An 18,771-nucleotide genomic window follows, 5' to 3' on the forward strand; every position below is an offset into this window, starting at 1 on the left:
ATGCTCGATGTATGGGGAATAGGCGCTATACTGTCCAAGCTGATGCTCTATGTCGGTATTGGTGGTGCGACTGGTCTGTTGATCATTCGGGCCGTTTTTGCCGACTTGGTGTCACCTCTGAGCGATAAGACGCGTGTGCAGGTTGCGCTGCTGGCGGGGCTTGCGCTTGCGGGCTCTGTCCTTGGGTTCATGCTGCGCGGTGCAGCTCTTACGGGCGGAGCTGATGGTATGACCGATCCAGAAATGCTCGGTCTGTTGTGGCAAACCCCGGTTGGAGACGTTCTGATCTATCGGGTTGTCGGGGCGGTTCTGATAATCTTCGGGATATTTATACCCCTAGTCGGCCAATGGGTCGCACTTGCAGGCGGATTGTTCGCGCTTTGGTCATTTGCTCAGGTCGGGCATGTCCCCGCGTTGGAGAAAACTGGCTTCCGATTGCTATTGCTCCTGCACCTTCTGGGAGTTGCGTTTTGGATCGGTATCCTTGGGCCGTTGCGCGCCCTGTCCCAACGGCCAGAATATCTGAACAACGCGGCCATGTTGGGGCATCGGTTTGGGCAGGCGGCTTCGATTATTGTTCCTGTATTGATTTTGGCGGGACTGCTGATGGCTTGGATGTTGCTTGGCGATATGTGGGCGATAACGACAACAGGTTACGGGCAAACCCTGCTGATCAAACTTGCACTTGTGGGCGTGGTCCTGACGTTGGCAGCCGCAAACAAGCTCCGCTTCGTTCCGGCCATGCAGTCCGGGGATGATAATGCCGCCCGCCACTTGGTACGCTCCATTGAAATCGAAGCCGCAATCATTCTGGTGGTCCTTGCAGCAACCGCGACGCTCACCAGCGTTTTGACTCTACCGAATTGAGGTATCCCATGAGCAGGCGAGACTTTTTGATCGTCACAATTTTCAGCTGCGCAACGAGTGTAAGTGCTGGTCACGAAATGGAAGACCGGGATTTGACCAGTGGGCAGGCACTATACGCTGAACAATGCGCGTCATGTCATGGCGTCAATCTCGAAGGACAGCCGGATTGGCGGACGCCTGACGACAACGGCATTCTGCCTGCGCCGCCTCATGACGAGACCGGGCATACCTGGCACCACGACAACCAGCTTCTATTCGAATACACACTGTTGGGTGGCGAGGAGGCGTTAGCCGCGCGTGGCGTCGACGGCTTTGCAAGTGGCATGCCTGGATTTGGTGATACCCTCACCAATAACGATATTTGGGACATTCTCGCCTACATAAGGTCCACTTGGCCCGAGCGCGTTCAGGAAATTCAAGCGAGCCGCAACCCACCGCATGACTAAGGATGACAACCTTCGCCACATGGTCGGTGCGGTGACACTTCAATTGCGCGGCGACTACAGAGCCATAGTCCGGCAGGATTAGGTCGAAGAACTGAGCGCGCCCAAAACACTAGGCGCGCCCTTGATTGCCGACCTTGGCGCTAGCGCAGCGAATTGGTGCTTTGTCCCGCGAGGCAGTCTTTAGAACTTGTTCCACTGAACGGCCATCACTCAACCAGAGATTGCTTCACATAACACCGCTTCAACGACGTTCGCGGTTTGTTACAGCGCGGCAAGTCACCCGATGGTTGCGAAAACTTGCCATTCGATGCGCTGGTTACTGATAGCTGGGATACGCAACAAGCGGGTCAAGGAAAAGGTTTTTCTTAACAAATTTTGTCAAAATGCCGTGGTGAATTTCGTTTGCAGTTAGCCTGCAGACAAAAACAAAATATTACATCCAGACAAATGCCAACATGATGATCGTGCTTTCGGTTTGTCCAATCAGCTTTGAGCATCGATAACTTGGCCTCTTCGTCTCGGGGGCTAACTCGCTTTCGAAACCTCTAAACCTCCCCCTTTCACAAGCAGATCCACAATTGTGTCGACCCCGCTTCTGTGACGAAGTGACGAGAACAAGAAGGGCCGTCCTTTACGCATTCTTTGCGCATCACGTTCCATAACCTCCAGCGAAGCGCCAACATGCGGCGCAAGGTCGGTCTTGTTGATTACAAGGATGTCCGATTTCGTAATCGCCGGTCCGCCTTTCCTGGGGATTTCCTCGCCTGCGGCGACATCGATCACGTAGATGGTCAGATCCGCCAGTTCCGGGCTGAATGTGGCTGATAGATTGTCGCCTCCACTTTCAATCAAAACAATGTCGAGATCCGGATGACGTGTCTGCATCTCGGCGACGGCGGCCAAATTGATCGAGGCGTCTTCGCGAATTGCTGTATGCGGGCAACCGCCAGTTTCGACGCCGATGATCCTGTCCCGCGGCAGGACCTGCATGCGCATCAGCGCTTCGGCATCTTCCTGCGTATATATGTCGTTGGTAATAACACCCACCGAACAGACATCGCGCAGCGCTTCAGATAAGGCGGCGGTTAAAGTAGTTTTTCCGGCTCCTACCGGGCCTCCAATACCTACGCGAAGAGGGCCGTTTATACTGGTCATGTGCGGAAAATCCTCGAATATTGTGTTTCGTGTTTCATGGCCGCAATGTCCCCCAAGAACGCAGTAGAGCTTAACTCGTCCAGACTCGCCTTTTTTGCATTTTCAGCAATCTGGGCACACAGCGGTGTCAGTTGGCGGATCAACCTCTGAGCATCGGTCTGTCCAAGTGGCACAAGGCGCGTGGCACAGGCGACAAGGTTGCTTGCGAATGCTTGCAGAAACATCTTGGTCGTCAGCAGCAAGGGAAGGTTTTGTAGTCTTGCAGCCAGTCCAATCGAGACGGGGTAGGTGAAGTGCCCAAGGTCCAATTCCCAGACACCTTTGGTGACATTTCCGAAGGCCTGTCCCAGCAACTCGGTTTCCATGAGCCTTTCGGATGTCGCGCAAAAGGCCCGCGCCGTGACATCGACGTTGATCAGTTCATCTTTGTCCAGCGCATTGAAGGCCGCCACAACGAACAGAGCATCATTCCAACCAGAGCCATATTCTAGCACATCTGAAATCCAGGCTTCGGTATCCTGGGAATTCGCGACGGTTCCCCAGTCAATCGCGGATTCAAGTCCGTGAGAGTAGGCAAACCCCCCCACAGGATAGGCAGGGGACAACCATTGTGTCAGCGTCAGGATGTCGGCGTCAGTGGGTGTGGCCATGTGTCCTGCCGTGGCCATAGGCGCCGCCTTCGGGGGTGAACGGCTCGTGCACTTCTCGCGCGGTAGCCCCGATTTTAAGAAGCATGTCTCGGATTACGTGATCGACCTGGATCAACAGGCGAGCCTTTTCGATCTGGCAAGGCGTGTGGCGATTGCCGATATGCCACGCGATGCGCGTCAGATCCGGGGCTTTTACCTCCAGCAACGCTTCGGGCGCAGCCTGTATTTCCACTTCGCGACCATCGTCCAGAACCAACGCGCCGCCGTGGTTCAACGAAGTCGTTTGTGCCAGGTCGATGAGAATCTGTTCGCCACTTTCGCAGGTCAGAACCTTGCGCCGCAAAAAACGGTCTTCATAGGTCAGCGACAGGGCATCTGCAGGCTCGCCGTGTAGATGATCAGAATACCGCCGTGCTGTACAAAGGAGGATGGTCATGCCAGCGCCCCCTCTGTGGAACGGGTAGCTATTACCAGATAGAACCCGCGAAAACGTGTTGTACGATCCGGTCGCGTGACAGGCCGCGTTTGCGCAGTTCTTCGTCGCTCAGCGATTGCAGGAACTGGATTTGATCGGTGCGCGATCGTGCTTCTGCCAATCGAGCAAGAGCCGAATAGATCGACGAACCAATCGCCGAGAACAGACCGAATACGGAAAAACCGGAATGCTGTTGATTTTCTGTGTGTGCCATTGGGACCCTCGTAAAATTGCGAGACGTTGGTCCTCCCTTCCGTTCTAATATCTGTCATCTTTCACTCGCTTAGTAGTAGGCGATTGGTCATGCCCGGGATGCGTTTGCTGCAATGCAGCGTAAATTTTAATCAGAACATAAAGTATCGCTGTGCCATCGGTAGAACTTCGGCAGGCTGACAGGTTAGCAATTCGCCATCCGCGCGCACCTCATAGGTTTCCGGGTCAACATCGATATGCGGTGTCGCGTTGTTCAGCAGAAGATCCTGCTTGCCAATTTCTCGTGTGTTTTGGACGGCGACGGTTTGCTTTGCCAATCCCAGTGTATCACCGATCCCATCCACATGGGCCGCCTGCGAGACAAATGTGATCGCCGAGTTTTCCACCGATCGTCCGTAAGCGCCAAACATTGGGCGACTATAAACCGGCTGCGGTGTAGGGATCGACGCGTTGGGGTCGCCCATCTGCGCGCAGGCTATGGTGCCGCCCAGCAGAACCATCTCGGGCTTAACGCCGAAAAAGGCCGGGTTCCAAAGGACGAGGTCGGCGCGTTTGCCTTCCTCGATACTACCAATCTCGTGGCTCAGGCCATGTGCAATGGCCGGGTTGATGGTGTATTTCGCAATATAGCGGCGGACGCGAAAGTTGTCGTTCTCACCGGTTTCCTCGGGCAGGCGCCCGCGCTGTTTCTTCATCTTGTCTGCGGTTTGCCACGTGCGGATCAGCACCTCTCCGACGCGGCCCATGGCCTGACTGTCGGACGCGATGATCGAGAAAGCACCCATGTCGTGCAGGATATCCTCGGCCGCAATGGTCTCACGCCGAATGCGGCTTTCGGCAAAGGCCACGTCCTCGGGGATGGATTTGTCGAGGTGATGGCAGACCATCAGCATGTCGAGGTGTTCCTCGACCGTGTTTACCGTAAAGGGCCGCGTCGGGTTGGTAGAGGAGGGTAGGACATGGTCCTGGCCGCAGATCTTGATGATGTCCGGGGCATGGCCTCCGCCAGCGCCTTCGGTGTGGAAGGCGTGGATCGTGCGGCCTTTCATGGCGGCCACGGTGTTTTCGACAAATCCAGATTCGTTAAGCGTGTCGGTGTGGATCATCACTTGCACATCCATCGCATCAGCCACCGATAGGCAGCAGTCGATAGCGGCAGGGGTCGTGCCCCAATCTTCATGCAGTTTTAGGGCGCAGGCCCCAGCACGGACCTGTTCCTCAAGCGCTGCGGGCAATGAGGCGTTGCCCTTGCCTGCAAAGGCCAGATTCATGGGAAAGGCATCTGCCGCCTGCAACATCCGTCCGATATGCCAGGGGCCGGGGGTGCAGGTGGTCGCCAGCGTCCCATGCGCCGGACCGGTGCCGCCGCCCAGCATAGTGGTCAGGCCGGAATGCAGCGCGTCTTCGATCTGTTGTGGGCAGATGAAATGGATGTGGCTATCGAACCCGCCTGCGGTCAGAATGCGACCTTCGCCCGCAATGATCTCGGTGCCAGGACCGATAATGATGCCCACACCGGGCTGCGTATCCGGGTTTCCGGCCTTGCCGATCTTGGCGATACGCCCGTCTTTCAACCCCACATCCGCTTTGTAGATGCAGGAATGATCGAGGATCAGCGCGTTGGTGATCACCGTATCCACCGCCCCTTCGGCGCGCGTGAACTGAGATTGCCCCATTCCATCACGAATGACTTTGCCGCCACCGAACTTGACCTCCTCGCCATAGACGTCTTCGCGGTGTCCGGTTTCGCTAAAACGCGCGGCTGTTGCACGCTCAACGATCAGGTCTTTCTCGACCTCAATAATCAGATCGGTATCCGCCAATCGTACTTTGTCGCCGACCGTGGGGCCAAACATAGAGGCGTAGTCACTCCGACTGATTTTGCCCGGCATTTTTCAGAGCCCCCATGATATGCATATTGAAACCGTAGATGTGGCGGCGCCCGTCGTAGGGCACCAGCATAACCTCGCGAGTCTGACCCGGCTCAAATCGCACGGCAGTACCTGCTGGGATGTCTAATCGCATCCCTAAAGCTGCATAGCGATCGAAATCCAAGGCGGAGTTCGCTTCGGCGAAATGGTAATGGCTGCCGACCTGAACGGGTCGATCACCGGTGTTGGCGACAACAACAAGACGACTGCTGCGTCCGGCATTGAGCGTCAGTGAACCCTCGGCGGGTATGATCTCACCGGGGATCATTTTGGCAGTTTCATAATCACTGTGACAGCGATGACCGCGATCAATGCCAGCCCAGCTGCGAGCAGGGCATAATCACTGCCATGGGAGTGAACATGGGTATCCGAATGGGCCATGGCAGGGCCAGCCAGAATAAGGGCGGGAAACAGCATGCGATACATTGGGAACTCCTCTGAGGTTTAGCGAATAGGGTTATGGACAGTCACAAGCTTGGTGCCATCCGGGAAGGTGGCTTCGATCTGCACCTCGTGGATCATCTCGGGCACGCCTTCCATACATTGGCCGCGGGTGATCACTTCAGCCCCGGCCTGCATCATGTCGGCAACCGAATGGCCATCTCGCGCGCCCTCGACCACGGCGTCGGTGATCAGGGCGATAGCCTCGGGGTGGTTCAGTTTGACGCCGCGGTCCAGCCGCTTTCGGGCGACCTCGGCGGCCATGGCGACCAGAAGTTTGTCTTTTTCACGAGGTGTCAGGTTCATGTCAGAGCATCCAGCATCGGGGTAATGTGTCTTTGTTCAACCGGCGCAAAATCGGCATCAATGTGCGGCGAAGAGCCAAGCTGTTGTCGGCCAGAATACGGGCGACCAGCAGGTCCTGTTGGATCAAGGTTGCGCCGGCAGTATCGGGTAGCATTTTGCGAATGGAATCCAGTCGAGTTCCGGCCGCTTTCGACGCAAAGACGATCAGCGCCATCGCACCCGCGCCATCTGCAACATTTGGCTTCGAAAGGTGAGAGTGCCAATTCCCCGAGAACCGTATCGTATCCAGAAACGCCAGCGCCCCTGCGTGTCGAATCTCTATCTGATCGCGCAAGCGGATGTCGGTCAGCGTCTCGCCCATGGCCGCGCGACCGAAGACCAGCGGCTCTACCATCAGCATCTCGGCATCCGGCGCCATATCGATCCTGAGGCGGCGGTCCAAAGCACTGCCATTGAACAGAATAGTCTCTTGCGGCAACCAGTTCAGCCGGGCTCCGGCCTCAACTGTCAGATGATTGGTAATCTGGCCACATTCTTCGGGTTGAGCCTTGTAGGCCCTCTCGCAGGCTTGCGTTGTCAAAGTCAGCGCGGTGCCTTCTGCGGCCTTGCCGGAAAACCGGAATGTATCCCCTCCGGTCACTCCACCTGCCGTGTTCAGAAGAACCGTATCAAGATCAGACGTCGTGGTTCTGGGAAACAGGCATTTAAATGACCCGGACTGGCGAAGCGTGTCCAGCACCGTCTTTTTGCCCAGTTTCTTAGTGCTCAGGCTGACGGCACCTGCAGCACGCGGTGGAACAGCACTGTGCGTGGGCAATATGGCTGTAACTTGGGTAATAAGGCACCTATAGAGCTTGGTTTGGTGGCACCTGTTTCTCTGTTGAAGGGGCGGAACACTAATCTACAGTGTCGAAATCTGCTTATTTCGACATCGCGCGTCTAAATTTTAGACAGCGACCCCGGTCTTGGATGAAAAAATAGGCGCATCTCGCCGATTTCCCAAATTGGGTAAATGGTAAGTTGCCAAGCTTGCTGCGATGCAGAAACCGTATGGGTGCCACCGCGGAAACGACCCGGGGGTGTGTGACGGCTGCGCGAATTGGACCTCGAACACAACCGCCACACGGAACGCAACAACAGTTGCGGGGATCAGGTAGAAGAAGAGTGTGCCTTTGCGCAAGCCCTCTCTCCCGGCCCCGCCAGGAGGATTATATGAAATCGCTCAAATCCACGCTCGCCGGATCACTTGTATTTGCTGCCATGGCCACCGCCGCACTGTCGGCTGAGGACACGATCAAGGTTGGCGTGCTGCATTCGCTGTCCGGCACGATGGCGATCTCGGAAACCACGCTGAAAGACACAATGCTGATGCTGATCGATCAGCAAAACGCGAAGGGCGGCCTGCTGGGCAAGCAGCTTGAGGCGGTTGTGGTCGACCCCGCATCCGACTGGCCGCTATTTGCTGAAAAAGCGCGCGAGCTGCTGACCGTGCATGAGGTGGACGTGATCTTTGGCAACTGGACCTCGGTTAGCCGGAAATCGGTGCTGCCGGTCATCGAAGAGCTGAACGGCCTGCTGTTCTACCCGGTTCAGTATGAGGGCGAGGAGTCCTCGAAAAACGTATTTTACACCGGCGCCGCGCCGAACCAACAGGCAATCCCTGCGACAGACTATTTTCTGGAGGAACTGGGGGTCGAGAAATTTGCTTTGCTCGGCACGGACTATGTCTACCCCAGAACCACCAACAATATTCTTGAAAGCTATCTGAAACAAAAGGGTATTGCTGATGACGATATCTTCGTCAATTACACCCCTTTCGGCCATTCCGACTGGTCCAAGATTGTGGCTGATGTGGTCGCGTTAGGCGCGGATGGCAAGAAAGTCGGCGTGATTTCGACCATCAATGGTGACGCCAATATCGGATTTTACAAGGAACTGGCAGCGGCTGGTGTTTCGGCAGATGACATTCCGGTCGTGGCCTTCTCGGTCGGTGAGGAAGAACTGTCCGGTCTGGATACCACCAACCTCGTCGGTCACCTCGCCGCTTGGAACTACTTCCAGTCGGCGGATACCGAGGTCAACGCAGAATTCGTGGACACCTGGAAAGCCACCATGGGCGATGAACGCGTGACCAACGACCCGATGGAGGCGCACTACATCGGCTTCAACATGTGGGTGAACGCCGCGACCGAGGCCGGTTCGACCGAAGTCGATTCCGTGCGCGCTGCGATGTACGGGCAGGAGTTCCCGAACCTGACCGGTGGCACCGCCGTCATGCTGCCAAACCACCACCTGGCGAAACCGGTTCTGATCGGTGAGATTCAGGAAGACGGCCAGTTCGATATCATCAGCGAAACCGAAGTCGTGCCGGGTGACGCGTGGACTGATTTCCTTCCGGAGTCGGCTGTGCTGGTCTCTGATTGGAAAGAGCTGGGTTGCGGTATGTACAACACCGAGACCAAGACCTGCGTTCAGACCCTGTCGAACTACTAACAGACCACGCAAGGCGGGTTTGTTTGCCCGCCTTGCCACAAAAGACATTCGGGTTTCACCACATGGTACGACTTTTCCTTGCGGGCCTCGCAATCCTGTGCGCCGGCCTGACTGCAAACGCTCAAGAGGTCGGTCTGCAACCGATCCTGCAAGAACATCAGGAGATCATCGCCAAAAGTTCGCGTAAGACGATCAAACCGGCGATTGATGCTATTGCGTCCAGCGGTTTGCCTCAGGCGCAAGTAATGCTTGAGACATGGGCCGCCAAAAACATGTGGATGCGCAAGTCTGACGGTCTGTTCTTCGCTGGCCAGAAAGGTGAGGGGCGGTCGTATGAACTGACCGATTTCGATACAGGTGCGATCGTCGGCACCTTCGAGAAGTCCGAGCTTAAGCAGTTGAAGCCCAACAGCGGTATCCGCGCGATGATTGGGACAGCGTTGGTGCAGTTCCAACTGACCGATCCCAACCGCGCGAAGCGGCTGGCGGCCCTGCAATCCATTCAGCGTGATCCCGAAAGCGCACTATTAGAGCCGCTGCGGGCTTCGATAGACGATGAACCGGACACGGAATTGAAAGCGCAAAAACAGCGGCTTGAACGATTGCTGACGATTGGATTTGACGAAGATACCGCAGCCCGCGTGGCCGCAATCGAAGAAATGTCCGGCGATCTGGGCGTAGATGTTCGTGCCGCTTTGAACCCTTTGGTCGTCACCTCCCGGCACGCCGCTCTCGAATTGCCCACTGACCTGAACGTCGCAGTTATTCTTGAAGCGGGCTCAGAAGTCTTAACGTCCGACGAAGCATATGACTTGCTCGTTGCGGGAAACCTCGCCCCACCGCGTGTTTCAGCGGATGATATCAGAGCGGCACTATCGACTAACATTGTCGGTGGTCGTGTAGGTGACATTCCCGTCGCGCAACTGAGTTCAGATGCAATGCGCGAGCGTGCGTATGCCTCTCTGGCAGAGGCCGGGCTTGTGCCAGCCTTATTCACGGACGCAGACATCGACGCTGCAGTAAACGCGCATGTATTCTTCGAGACCTACAGCGAGTCGTCTGCTGAGGTCACCGAAGCAGCCGAGAAAACTCTGGAACAGATCGAACTGAAGGTCGGCCTGAACCAAACACTCGACCTGACGCTGGACGCGATCTCACTGGCGTCGATCTATTTCCTCGCCGCCATTGGTCTGGCCATCACCTTCGGCGTGATGGGCGTGATCAACATGGCCCATGGTGAGTTTATTATGATGGGCGCCTATACCGGCTACGTGGTGCAACAGTTTATCCCTGACCACACGCTTTCGATCGTCGTGGCAATCCCCATGGCCTTTGCCGTGACATTTGCCATGGGTGTCGCAATGGAGAGGTTGGTGATCCGCTGGCTATACGCCCGGCCGCTGGAGACACTTCTGGCGACGTTCGGTATCTCAATTGCCCTGCAGCAACTGGCCAAGAACATCTTTGGTACACAGGCTCGTCCGCTGACCGCTCCAGGCTGGCTCAACGGGGCGTGGGTGCTGAACGACGTGGTCGCGATCAGCTATATCCGCATCGCGATCTTCGTGCTGGCTATGATCTTTCTGGGGCTGTTCCTCTACATCATGAAACGGACCCGGCTGGGGCTTGAGATGCGCGCGGTGACGCAGAACCCGCGCATGGCGGGGTCGATGGGGATCAATCCGGGGCGGGTGAACATGCTGACCTTCGGGCTGGGCTCGGGCATCGCCGGGATTGCGGGTGTCGCCATCGGCCTCTTTGCCAAGGTCACATCAGATTTGGGCAGCGATTATATCGTACAAAGCTTCATGACCGTTGTTGTCGGCGGTGTCGGCAACATCTGGGGCGCGCTGGCGGGTGCCGGAATGATCGGCTTCCTGCAGAAAGGGATCGAGTGGATGAACCCATCGAACACCCTCGCGGCGCAAACCTACATGATCATCTTCATCATCATTTTCATCCAGTTCCGGCCAAGGGGCATCATCGCCCTCAAGGGCCGCGCGGCGGGGGATTGAGCCATGGAACGCAGCTTTATCTCCAAGAACCCATCCGTGCTGGTCTTTCTTGCCATCCTGTCCCTGTTCACCCTGAGCGTGACCATCCTGTCCGAGGGTTTCGGGATCGGCGTAATCTCGACCAGTTTCGTTAAAACACTGGGCAAGACCCTGTGCCTGTGCCTGATCGCAGTGGCGATGGATCTGGTCTGGGGCTTCACTGGCATCCTGTCGTTGGGCCACTTCGCCTTTTTCGGGCTGGGCGGCTACATGATCGGTATGTGGCTGATGTACGAGCGTACACGCCTGATCGTGGTAGACTCGCTGGCACAGGCCGAAATTCCACCGACTTCGGCCGAGGTGGTGGACGCCATCGCTACACAAGTCTTTGGCGTTGTCGGATCGTCGGAATTTCCGTTGATCTGGGTGTTTTCCCACAGCCTGACACTGCAACTGATCCTGATCGTGCTGGTCCCCGGTCTACTGGCGCTGATCTTTGGATGGTTGGCTTTCCGGAGCCGTGTCACCGGTGTGTATCTGTCGATCCTGACCCAGGCTATGACTCTGGCGCTGGCCCTGTACCTGTTCCAGAACGACAGCGGCTTGCGCGGCAATAACGGGCTGTCCGGCTTGCAGAACCTGCCAGGTGTCACCGCCTCGCAGGACGTGGTGTCGATCTGGTTCCTCTGGGCTTCAGCACTGGCGCTGGGTCTGGGCTATATGCTGGCCGCATGGATCGTGTCAGGCAAGTTCGGCTCGGTCATCCGCGGCATTCGCGATAACGAGGCACGAGTGCGCTTCCTTGGCTACTCGGTCGAGGTCTACAAGCTGGCCGTCTTCACCCTGACTGCTTGCATCGCAGCCATTGCCGGCGCGCTTTACTATCCGCAAGCTGGCATCATTAATCCCGAGGAGATGGCCCCCATCGCCTCGATCTATTTGGCCGTCTGGGTCGCCATCGGTGGACGAGGCCGCTTGTACGGCGCGGTAGTTGGCGCAGCCTTTGTCAGCCTTCTGAGCACGTGGTTCACGGGCGGGCAGGCCCCGGATATTCCGCTTGGGTTTTATACGATCAAATGGGTTGATTGGTGGCAGGTGCTACTGGGCGTAACTTTCGTGTTGGTTACGTTGTTTGCCCCTCAGGGCATCGGAGGATTGTTCGACTTGTGGACCGATCGCCGCCACCCGGACAGGCATGGGGCAAATTTGGGACCGGGTGACGGCGCTCTGCGAGAGAAGGAGGCCATGGAATGAACACTTTGCTTGAGGTTAGCGGTGTTTCGGTCACTTTCGACGGTTTCCGAGCTATCAACAACTTGTCGTTCCAGATCGGCGACGTTGAGCTTCGCGCAGTGATCGGCCCGAACGGGGCCGGTAAGACTACGTTCATGGACATCATCACAGGTAAAACCCGGCCCAATGAAGGGCGTGTCATCTGGGGAGAGAAATCCCTATCTTTGTTGGGACTTTCCGAAGCAAAAATTGCGCAGGCTGGGATCGGGCGGAAGTTTCAGAAACCAACGGTTTTCGAAGACCAGACCGTGCACGAAAATCTGCTGATGGCGCTTCAGAACAAACGTGGCTGGCTTCACGTGCTTTTCTATCGAACCACCACTGAGGATTTGCAGAAAGTTGAAGATCTGGCTGTCGAAATCGGTCTGCATCAAGACCTAAGCCGCAAAGCTGGTGAACTGAGCCACGGTCAAAAACAATGGCTGGAAATTGGCATGCTGCTGGCCCAGGAGCCACTACTCTTGCTGGTGGACGAACCTGCCGCCGGCATGACACCGCAGGAGCGCGAACACACCACCGACTTACTGGTACAAGCCGCCAAAACCCGTGCCGTTGTCGTGGTGGAACACGATATGGAATTTGTCCGACGCCTGAATTGCAAAGTCACGGTTTTACACGAAGGGTCCGCCTTGGCTGAAGGCAGTCTTGATCACGTGACATCTAACCAGGACGTCATCGACGTTTATCTAGGGCGCTAAACAATGCTGAAGCTGACTGATCTGACTTTACATTATGGGCATTCGCAAATCCTCAACGGGATTTACATGGAAGCCAGACAAGGTGAAGTGACTTGTGTCATGGGGACCAATGGTGTCGGGAAAACCAGCCTGATGAAAGCAATATCAGGTACGCATCTGCGCTCGGGTGGCAATCTGGAACTGGACGGGAAACCTTTGGGTGTCCTGCCTGCTCATCAAATGGCGTGGAAAGGCGTGGCTTATGTTCCACAAGGTCGTGAAATATTTCCTTTGCTCACAGTTCGCGAAAACCTTGAAACGGGGTACGCCTGTCTGGCAGCCAGCGAGCATTTTATTCCAAATGAAATTTTTGACATGTTCCCGGTTCTCAAGCAGATGCAAAACCGTCGTGGAGGTGACCTTTCTGGCGGTCAGCAGCAACAGCTGGCGATCGCGCGGGCACTGATCACGCGGCCACGCCTGCTGCTGTTGGACGAGCCGACCGAAGGAATTCAGCCCAACATCATCCAACAGATAGGCGAAGTCATCCGGCACCTCAGAACCACGAGCGGAATGGCAATCATCCTGGTGGAGCAATACTTTGACTTTGCCTATGACCTTGCCGACAGATTTATCGTGTTGCGACGCGGAGAAGTCTTGATCAACGGCACTAGGGAAGACGTGACACGCGATAAGTTGTTGCAGGCCGTAACTGTCTAAAGCAGATGCTTGAAATGGGTTTCAGGATTGAAGAATGAAACGCAAAACTTGGTTAAATTTAGGCTCGGGATTTGGTTTGATCCTCTGAACACGTTCAATTGAAACTGTATTCTCTTCTGAAATCCCGTCGTTCGGTGTCTCCTTCCTTGAAGGGCAAGTATATTTGATCACATGACGGACTTCATTTCGTGCTGAAGTTCGACGTAGACGCTTTCCCAGCTTTCACCGTATTTCGAGTAATGACGGCTAACTAGAAGTACCCATGTTGTGGAAGGCTTTTGAGTCGCAAATGGCAAAACCTGTGCGCAGAAGAATTTCCGCATGATTCAAAATCAATAGCTTAGCTGTCATTGAGTGGCAAAACTATGTGTCGCCCGACAGTTGGACGTCAGACGAAATTGACCTTTGCGTCATAAACTGACCCAACACCCCCTTTTTCGTTCTCCCGTAGACTGTTTCGTTTGATCTGACTTCCCTTCCGGAAATCAGGGCTGATTTGCAGATCAGACGGCGAAGCCGCCTGTTCCTGCTGATCTGCCACGTGGCGAACGCGGGAGGGGGCGAGGCAATGCTAATCGGCAGGGGTGGTGCGGCCCGCAGGCACGGCCGAGGACACGGCCGGTCTAATAGGGTTGCCCGAGGGGGAGGGCCGCGCCCTCACACTGACGGCCAGAGCGTTTGACCTGTCCAAATCCCGCTGGCCCACGAAAGGAAAATGGTGGGGAAGAAAACCCCACCGCAAGTTGCGATTGTATCATTCTGTCGAACTGAAAAAGTAACAGTCTGGCCACCAAGCTGCCGTTCGCTGCAGTTGCGGCATGGATCCTCAAAAATGGCAGCTATGCGCAGATAGAGAACTTTGCAAATGTTCGTGGGATGTCACTACCGAGCCCAAAGCCTCGGCGTAAATTCCATCACTCTGTCTGCCTTGCAAAATGGTTACGCCCAAGGCTTGTTACGAAGACTAGTAGTCTTCGGTTTTACACCGTTCCCTTCAATTAGCGTTGTTTTAATTGACACAATGCCTTGCATGCGATCCGCTAAACTACGTCATCTGTTTTAGCGCAAGGATTTGATGTCATGCCAGAATCGCTCAACCTGCATAAATTTGAAAACCTAAGTCCTTTCCAAATCAAAGACGAACTTATCAAGTTGGCGCAAAAAGAGGCGCGGCAGATGGCTCTGCCATATCTTAATGCTGGTCGAGGGAACCCTAACTGGATCGCCACTAAAGCGCGGGAGGCATTTTTCCTTTTAGGGCAGTTCGCTATGACAGAAGCACAGCGCCATCGTAATGAGCCGCAGGTCGGTCTGGCCGGGATGCCGCAAGGGCCAGGCTGTTATGACCGGCTAAAAGCATATTGCGCCAAATCGGTTGAAGAAAACGGCCCTCCAGGGGCGGAAGCTTTGGTGGCCGTAGTGGATTTTGCGATTGAGAGATTTGGTTTTACGCCAGACGATTTCGTGCTTGAGCTGACCGACGGTATTGTTGGCGACCATTACCCGATGCCCGACCGGTGCATGGAGCACAACGAGGCGATTGTCCACGAATACGTCATGTGGGCGATGTGCGCGGGGAACCGACCGGATGCGAAGTTCGATATCTACGCAGTTGAGGGTGGAACCGCTGCGATGTGTTACATTTTCAAGGCACTCAAGAACCAGCGGTTGCTGAATGCCGGCGACACCATTGCGTTGGGCACACCGATTTTCACGCCCTATCTGGAAATGCCGGTACTTGAGGACTACGGGCTGAACACAGTGGATGTATCTTCGACAGAAGAGGACCATTTTCAACTGAACGACGATGATTTCGAAATTTTGTCCGACCCGAAAGTCAAAGCACTATTTCTGGTCAACCCGGGCAACCCGTCATCAGTCGCTATCAGCCCCGAAGTCTCGACTCGGCTTGTCGAGTTCGTAAAGAACCGCCGCCCGGACCTGATCATTTTGACTGACGATGTTTACGGGACCTTCGTTCCAAACTTTCAGTCCATCTTGGGGCACCTGCCTGAGAATACCATTGGGGTCTATTCCTACTCCAAGTATTTCGGTTGCACCGGGTGGCGCTTGGGCGCGATTTTGGTGGCCGAGAACAACATCTTCGACAAGATGATTGCGGAGGCTCCGGACGAAACCAAGGCCGTCGTCAACGCACGGTACGAAACGTTGACGCCTGATCCATCCTCGTTCAAGTTCATTGACCGGATCGTTGCCGACAGTCGCGATGTTGCGCTGAACCACACCGCAGGTCTATCACTGCCGCAGCAGGTGATGATGACTTTGTTTTCACTGGTCGAGCTTATGGACGAAGAGAAGGCCTATCAGAAATTCTGCTGGGGTATTCTGAAGCATCGCTTTGACGAGTTGGTCGAAGGGATGGGCATCGACGTTCCAGATAACCCGCTGTTCGACAAATATTACGGTATCATCGACTTCGAATTCTGGCTCCGTAAATACGTGGGCGAAGAGGTGGTCGAATGGATTAAGGAGAATGTCCACCCTCTAGATATATCCTTCAAACTGGCTCAGGATCACGGGATCGTTTTGCTGAATGGGTCGGGCTTTGACGCGCCCAACTGGTCGGCGCGGGTATCGTTCGCCAATTTGGATGATAGCGCTTACCGCCAGATCGGAAGGGCGGTGCGCGCGGTGGCCACTGGTTACGTGCAGGCCTACCGTGCCTCGAAAGGACTGCCTTTGCACGGTTGAAATCTAGCACTAGCAATGAGGAACGGATCAGCGTGATGGTTGCCACACACGCTGATCGCACCCTTTCAAGTTAGGATCCCGGTTGTCGCGCCCATTTCCGGTTTGACTCACGGAACAAAAGCCACAACCAGCGGCCCCCAGAGCGTCAGGAAGATGTTGGCCACGGCATAGGTCATGGTGAAGGCCGGTGTGGGAGTCGAGTTTCCAGCCTTTTCCAATAGTGTCGCAAAACCGGGATTGCCCGAGCGTGATCCGGTCACAACCGCACAGGCCTCAATCGGGTTTTTTATACGCAGGGCGAAATAGTTGATTGGGAACTGCACGATCATGGGCATCAATGTAACCACTACACCCAACAGCAGCAGCGTGATCCCATATTCCTGAATCGCCTCTAGCGCGGGCTTGCCTGCATTGAGGCCAACGACACCAACAAACACAGCTAATCCAAAGCTCTGAAGGAAATTCGCGGCCCCACGGTTAATACCGCCGATCTTGGGCCGCCGGATGCGCATGTAGCCGATGATCAACCCTGTAACTAGGCATCCGAGGCCGGACCCCAAAGCCACCTTCGTTCCCGCGATGACAAAACTGATCTCTCCTATCAGATAGCCGATGGCCACGCCGATCCCCAATGCAATGAAATTGGTTACCGAGGCCGAAGGCGGAACGTAGCCCGCAACTTTCGCAACTCGGTTCAGATCGTCCTTGTGACCGACAATACTGACCTCGTCCCCTGCGTGGATCTCAGTGTTGTGCAAGACGGGGACATCATGGCCCATGCGGGTGATCTTTGAGATGTGAACACCGCGCCTTTGATCCGCTGTCAGAGCCTCGCTCAATTCTGCCAACGTTTTGCCAGTCAGTTTGCGGTTGGTGACCACTACGTTTCGACGTTCCTCTACAACCGTCAGTTCAGGAGGATACTCTCCGATTTCACCACTGGCGCTACCCTCAAACTGGGTCAAAGTCGCTACGAGGCCAGAGACGACCACAACGTCTCCTGCATTGACCACTGTTTCAGGATTCGGATCCACAGGAGCGCCATCGTGGAGTAACCGTTCGACGATCAGATCGCCATCATAGCCGCTTTCGATGTCTTTGACGGGTTTTCCGGCAATGGTTGCATCGGCATTTACCTGATAGGCTCGGGCGTCAAACCGGTTCATAGGAAGGAACTCACCTTCCTCTAGTTTGCGACCGCCGCCGCTGAGCTTCTGAGCCAGCTTAATCGCTTCTTGTCGCAGGTCGACACGCATGATGATTGGAATGACACTAACTGCCAATATTGGGCCGATCGAGCCGAAGATATAAGTGACCGAGTATCCCACGGCGATGTTGGTTTTCAACTTTTCCGCCTCATCTGCGGCCAGCCCAAGCAGATCTATGGCATTTCCAGCGGTGCCGATGATTGCAGATTGTGTCAGGCCACCAGCGGCTAATCCAGCCGCCAACCCTTTATCCAAGCCGGCCAACCGAGCAACAACAATAACAAAAAACAACCCCCAGAGGGTCATCGTAAACGCGGCAAGTAACTTGGTCAGAGCAGTTCGGTTCAAGGCCGCAAAAAATTGAGGCCCGCCATTATAGCCAACCATAAAAATGAAGAGGGAAAAGAATACATTCTGAACATCGGTGCTAAGGTTGATACCGCCGATTTGGCCAATGAAGACCGCCACCAACAACGTACCGGCGATGCCCCCCAGTTCGAACTTGCCGACCCGAAACTTCCCAACGCCGTATCCCAGACCCAGACAAAGAAACAGTGCCATGATCGGGAAGGCGCGCAGTTGTTCTGTAATCAATTCCATTGTGAAATCTCCCGCGTCCCAACGGTGGTCCTTTCCGTTCAAGATACAGCGCCTTACTGTATTGAAAACAAGAAAATTTAGACGATGGGCGTCGTGCGGACTTTTCGAAAGTACTCGGAATAAACTTTTTCAAGGGCAGGTGCATTTGGAACCTAAAAAGCAACTTTTTGGAATGTAGTCACACCATTCACTCTTTGTTTTTGGGGAGTGAGTTTTGGCCATCCCGATGGATTTTTGAGTACCCTTCGGACAAGCTGCAATTACTCACGCAAGTTGCAGCGAACGGCGTTTGTTTTTCTGACCTGCTCTGCAGGAATGAAGCCATAAGTTTGAATCTCGGGCGACTGTGTACAGGATAGCGTCTTCGTAAACGCACTTAAGTCTTCAGTCTCTTTCTCAGGCAATTCCAGTTCCGAGAGTATGGCGGCCTTGTGGACGTGCGACTTTTAGTGGGTCTATTGGAAGACAACCAACAAATTTACGCTGGAGAAAAGACGGTCATCCGGGCTGGCAGCTTTTTCCGCTGACCCGCCAAGTGTGCTTCAAATCCAATGTCCACTTCGGGCTTGATAGGGATCCAGCATGTGGAT

18 protein-coding genes are annotated in these 18,771 nt (G+C 55.1%); 8 read left to right on the forward strand and 10 right to left on the reverse strand.

The features are described from left to right. Both AC2FGC_RS18750 and AC2FGC_RS18755 read left to right on the forward strand, forming a co-directional pair. Entirely contained in the window at positions 1-867 is an 867-nt protein-coding gene (locus tag AC2FGC_RS18750; RefSeq protein ID WP_496725665.1) for a CopD family protein, read from the forward strand. A gap of 8 nt (positions 868-875) precedes the next feature. After that, the gene (locus AC2FGC_RS18755) at positions 876-1,313 is read left to right on the forward strand and encodes a c-type cytochrome (protein WP_496725664.1); all 438 of its coding nucleotides are present in this window, start codon (positions 876-878) and stop codon (positions 1,311-1,313) included. 525 nt (positions 1,314-1,838) lie between these two features. Here AC2FGC_RS18755 and ureG read toward each other — a convergent pair. The 9 genes from ureG to AC2FGC_RS18800 form a co-directional block, all read right to left on the reverse strand. Further along, positions 1,839-2,468, reverse strand: coding sequence for an urease accessory protein UreG (gene ureG / locus AC2FGC_RS18760; RefSeq protein ID WP_170519465.1), 630 nt, complete (start codon positions 2,466-2,468; stop codon positions 1,839-1,841). After that, on the reverse strand, positions 2,465-3,118 hold the full coding sequence (locus tag AC2FGC_RS18765; protein ID WP_496725663.1) for an urease accessory protein UreF: 654 nt from the start codon (positions 3,116-3,118) through the stop codon (positions 2,465-2,467). Before AC2FGC_RS18765 ends, ureG begins: the two co-directional genes overlap by 4 nt. Continuing rightward, positions 3,102-3,554, reverse strand: coding sequence for an urease accessory protein UreE (locus AC2FGC_RS18770; protein ID WP_496725662.1), 453 nt, complete (start codon positions 3,552-3,554; stop codon positions 3,102-3,104). Before AC2FGC_RS18770 ends, AC2FGC_RS18765 begins: the two co-directional genes overlap by 17 nt. Before the next feature lie 31 nt (positions 3,555-3,585). Next, positions 3,586-3,807 (reverse strand): DUF1127 domain-containing protein, encoded by a 222-nt coding sequence (locus tag AC2FGC_RS18775; RefSeq protein ID WP_170519457.1) that lies wholly within the window; start codon positions 3,805-3,807, stop codon positions 3,586-3,588. A 130-nt stretch (positions 3,808-3,937) separates the two neighbouring features. Then, positions 3,938-5,698: an urease subunit alpha gene (ureC, locus tag AC2FGC_RS18780; protein ID WP_496725661.1), complete on the reverse strand. Its 1,761-nt coding sequence runs from the start codon at positions 5,696-5,698 to the stop codon at positions 3,938-3,940. Continuing rightward, complete coding sequence (locus AC2FGC_RS18785; protein WP_496725660.1) at positions 5,673-6,005, reverse strand: urease subunit beta; 333 nt, start codon at positions 6,003-6,005, stop codon at positions 5,673-5,675. Before AC2FGC_RS18785 ends, ureC begins: the two co-directional genes overlap by 26 nt. Further along, positions 6,002-6,163: a hypothetical protein gene (locus tag AC2FGC_RS18790; protein ID WP_496725659.1), complete on the reverse strand. Its 162-nt coding sequence runs from the start codon at positions 6,161-6,163 to the stop codon at positions 6,002-6,004. Before AC2FGC_RS18790 ends, AC2FGC_RS18785 begins: the two co-directional genes overlap by 4 nt. An 18-nt stretch (positions 6,164-6,181) precedes the next feature. Next, entirely contained in the window at positions 6,182-6,484 is a 303-nt protein-coding gene (locus AC2FGC_RS18795) for an urease subunit gamma (RefSeq protein ID WP_496725658.1), read from the reverse strand. Between the two features lies 1 nt (position 6,485). Beyond that, on the reverse strand, positions 6,486-7,301 hold the full coding sequence (locus tag AC2FGC_RS18800) for an urease accessory protein UreD (RefSeq protein ID WP_496783127.1): 816 nt from the start codon (positions 7,299-7,301) through the stop codon (positions 6,486-6,488). A 395-nt stretch (positions 7,302-7,696) separates the two neighbouring features. On the opposite strand from AC2FGC_RS18800, the gene urtA reads away from it, so the two are divergent. The 6 genes from urtA to AC2FGC_RS18830 all read left to right on the forward strand — a co-directional run bounded on the left by urtA (position 7,697) and on the right by AC2FGC_RS18830 (position 16,373). Continuing rightward, positions 7,697-8,977 carry an urea ABC transporter substrate-binding protein gene (urtA, locus tag AC2FGC_RS18805; RefSeq protein ID WP_496725656.1) on the forward strand — a complete coding sequence of 427 codons (1,281 nt, stop codon included), beginning with the start codon at positions 7,697-7,699 and terminating at the stop codon, positions 8,975-8,977. Between the two features lie 62 nt (positions 8,978-9,039). Continuing rightward, complete coding sequence (urtB, locus tag AC2FGC_RS18810; protein WP_496725655.1) at positions 9,040-10,992, forward strand: urea ABC transporter permease subunit UrtB; 1,953 nt, start codon at positions 9,040-9,042, stop codon at positions 10,990-10,992. Positions 10,993-10,995: 3 nt separating this feature from the next. After that, entirely contained in the window at positions 10,996-12,225 is a 1,230-nt protein-coding gene (gene urtC, locus AC2FGC_RS18815; RefSeq protein WP_496725654.1) for an urea ABC transporter permease subunit UrtC, read from the forward strand. Next, positions 12,222-12,962 carry an urea ABC transporter ATP-binding protein UrtD gene (urtD, locus tag AC2FGC_RS18820; RefSeq protein ID WP_496725653.1) on the forward strand — a complete coding sequence of 247 codons (741 nt, stop codon included), beginning with the start codon at positions 12,222-12,224 and terminating at the stop codon, positions 12,960-12,962. The genes urtC and urtD overlap by 4 nt, the downstream gene beginning before the upstream one ends. A gap of 3 nt (positions 12,963-12,965) precedes the next feature. Continuing rightward, entirely contained in the window at positions 12,966-13,661 is a 696-nt protein-coding gene (gene urtE, locus AC2FGC_RS18825; RefSeq protein ID WP_496725652.1) for an urea ABC transporter ATP-binding subunit UrtE, read from the forward strand. A 1,080-nt stretch (positions 13,662-14,741) separates the two neighbouring features. Beyond that, the gene (locus AC2FGC_RS18830) at positions 14,742-16,373 is read left to right on the forward strand and encodes a bifunctional aspartate transaminase/aspartate 4-decarboxylase (RefSeq protein ID WP_496725651.1); all 1,632 of its coding nucleotides are present in this window, start codon (positions 14,742-14,744) and stop codon (positions 16,371-16,373) included. Between the two features lie 107 nt (positions 16,374-16,480). Here the strand turns inward: AC2FGC_RS18830 and aspT are convergent, their stop codons facing one another. Continuing rightward, entirely contained in the window at positions 16,481-18,181 is a 1,701-nt protein-coding gene (gene aspT / locus AC2FGC_RS18835) for an aspartate-alanine antiporter (protein WP_496725650.1), read from the reverse strand. Positions 18,182-18,771 lie beyond the last annotated feature (590 nt).

This window comes from Ruegeria sp. CDSC054, from assembly GCF_059610645.1.

Bases quoted from the DNA above. Each gene is read 5' to 3' on its own strand.
- AC2FGC_RS18750 (WP_496725665.1), top strand. From the start codon at position 1: ATGCTCGATGTATGGGGAATAGGCGCTATACTGTCCAAGCTGATGCTC.
- AC2FGC_RS18755 (WP_496725664.1), top strand. From the start codon at position 876: ATGAGCAGGCGAGACTTTTTGATCGTCACAATTTTCAGCTGCGCAACG.
- ureG (WP_170519465.1), bottom strand. From the start codon at position 2,468: ATGACCAGTATAAACGGCCCTCTTCGCGTAGGTATTGGAGGCCCGGTA.
- AC2FGC_RS18765 (WP_496725663.1), bottom strand. From the start codon at position 3,118: ATGGCCACACCCACTGACGCCGACATCCTGACGCTGACACAATGGTTG.
- AC2FGC_RS18770 (WP_496725662.1), bottom strand. From the start codon at position 3,554: ATGACCATCCTCCTTTGTACAGCACGGCGGTATTCTGATCATCTACAC.
- AC2FGC_RS18775 (WP_170519457.1), bottom strand. From the start codon at position 3,807: ATGGCACACACAGAAAATCAACAGCATTCCGGTTTTTCCGTATTCGGT.
- ureC (WP_496725661.1), bottom strand. From the start codon at position 5,698: ATGCCGGGCAAAATCAGTCGGAGTGACTACGCCTCTATGTTTGGCCCC.
- AC2FGC_RS18785 (WP_496725660.1), bottom strand. From the start codon at position 6,005: ATGATCCCCGGTGAGATCATACCCGCCGAGGGTTCACTGACGCTCAAT.
- AC2FGC_RS18790 (WP_496725659.1), bottom strand. From the start codon at position 6,163: ATGTATCGCATGCTGTTTCCCGCCCTTATTCTGGCTGGCCCTGCCATG.
- AC2FGC_RS18795 (WP_496725658.1), bottom strand. From the start codon at position 6,484: ATGAACCTGACACCTCGTGAAAAAGACAAACTTCTGGTCGCCATGGCC.
- urtA (WP_496725656.1), top strand. From the start codon at position 7,697: ATGAAATCGCTCAAATCCACGCTCGCCGGATCACTTGTATTTGCTGCC.
- urtB (WP_496725655.1), top strand. From the start codon at position 9,040: ATGGTACGACTTTTCCTTGCGGGCCTCGCAATCCTGTGCGCCGGCCTG.
- urtC (WP_496725654.1), top strand. From the start codon at position 10,996: ATGGAACGCAGCTTTATCTCCAAGAACCCATCCGTGCTGGTCTTTCTT.
- urtD (WP_496725653.1), top strand. From the start codon at position 12,222: ATGAACACTTTGCTTGAGGTTAGCGGTGTTTCGGTCACTTTCGACGGT.
- urtE (WP_496725652.1), top strand. From the start codon at position 12,966: ATGCTGAAGCTGACTGATCTGACTTTACATTATGGGCATTCGCAAATC.
- AC2FGC_RS18830 (WP_496725651.1), top strand. From the start codon at position 14,742: ATGCCAGAATCGCTCAACCTGCATAAATTTGAAAACCTAAGTCCTTTC.
- aspT (WP_496725650.1), bottom strand. From the start codon at position 18,181: ATGGAATTGATTACAGAACAACTGCGCGCCTTCCCGATCATGGCACTG.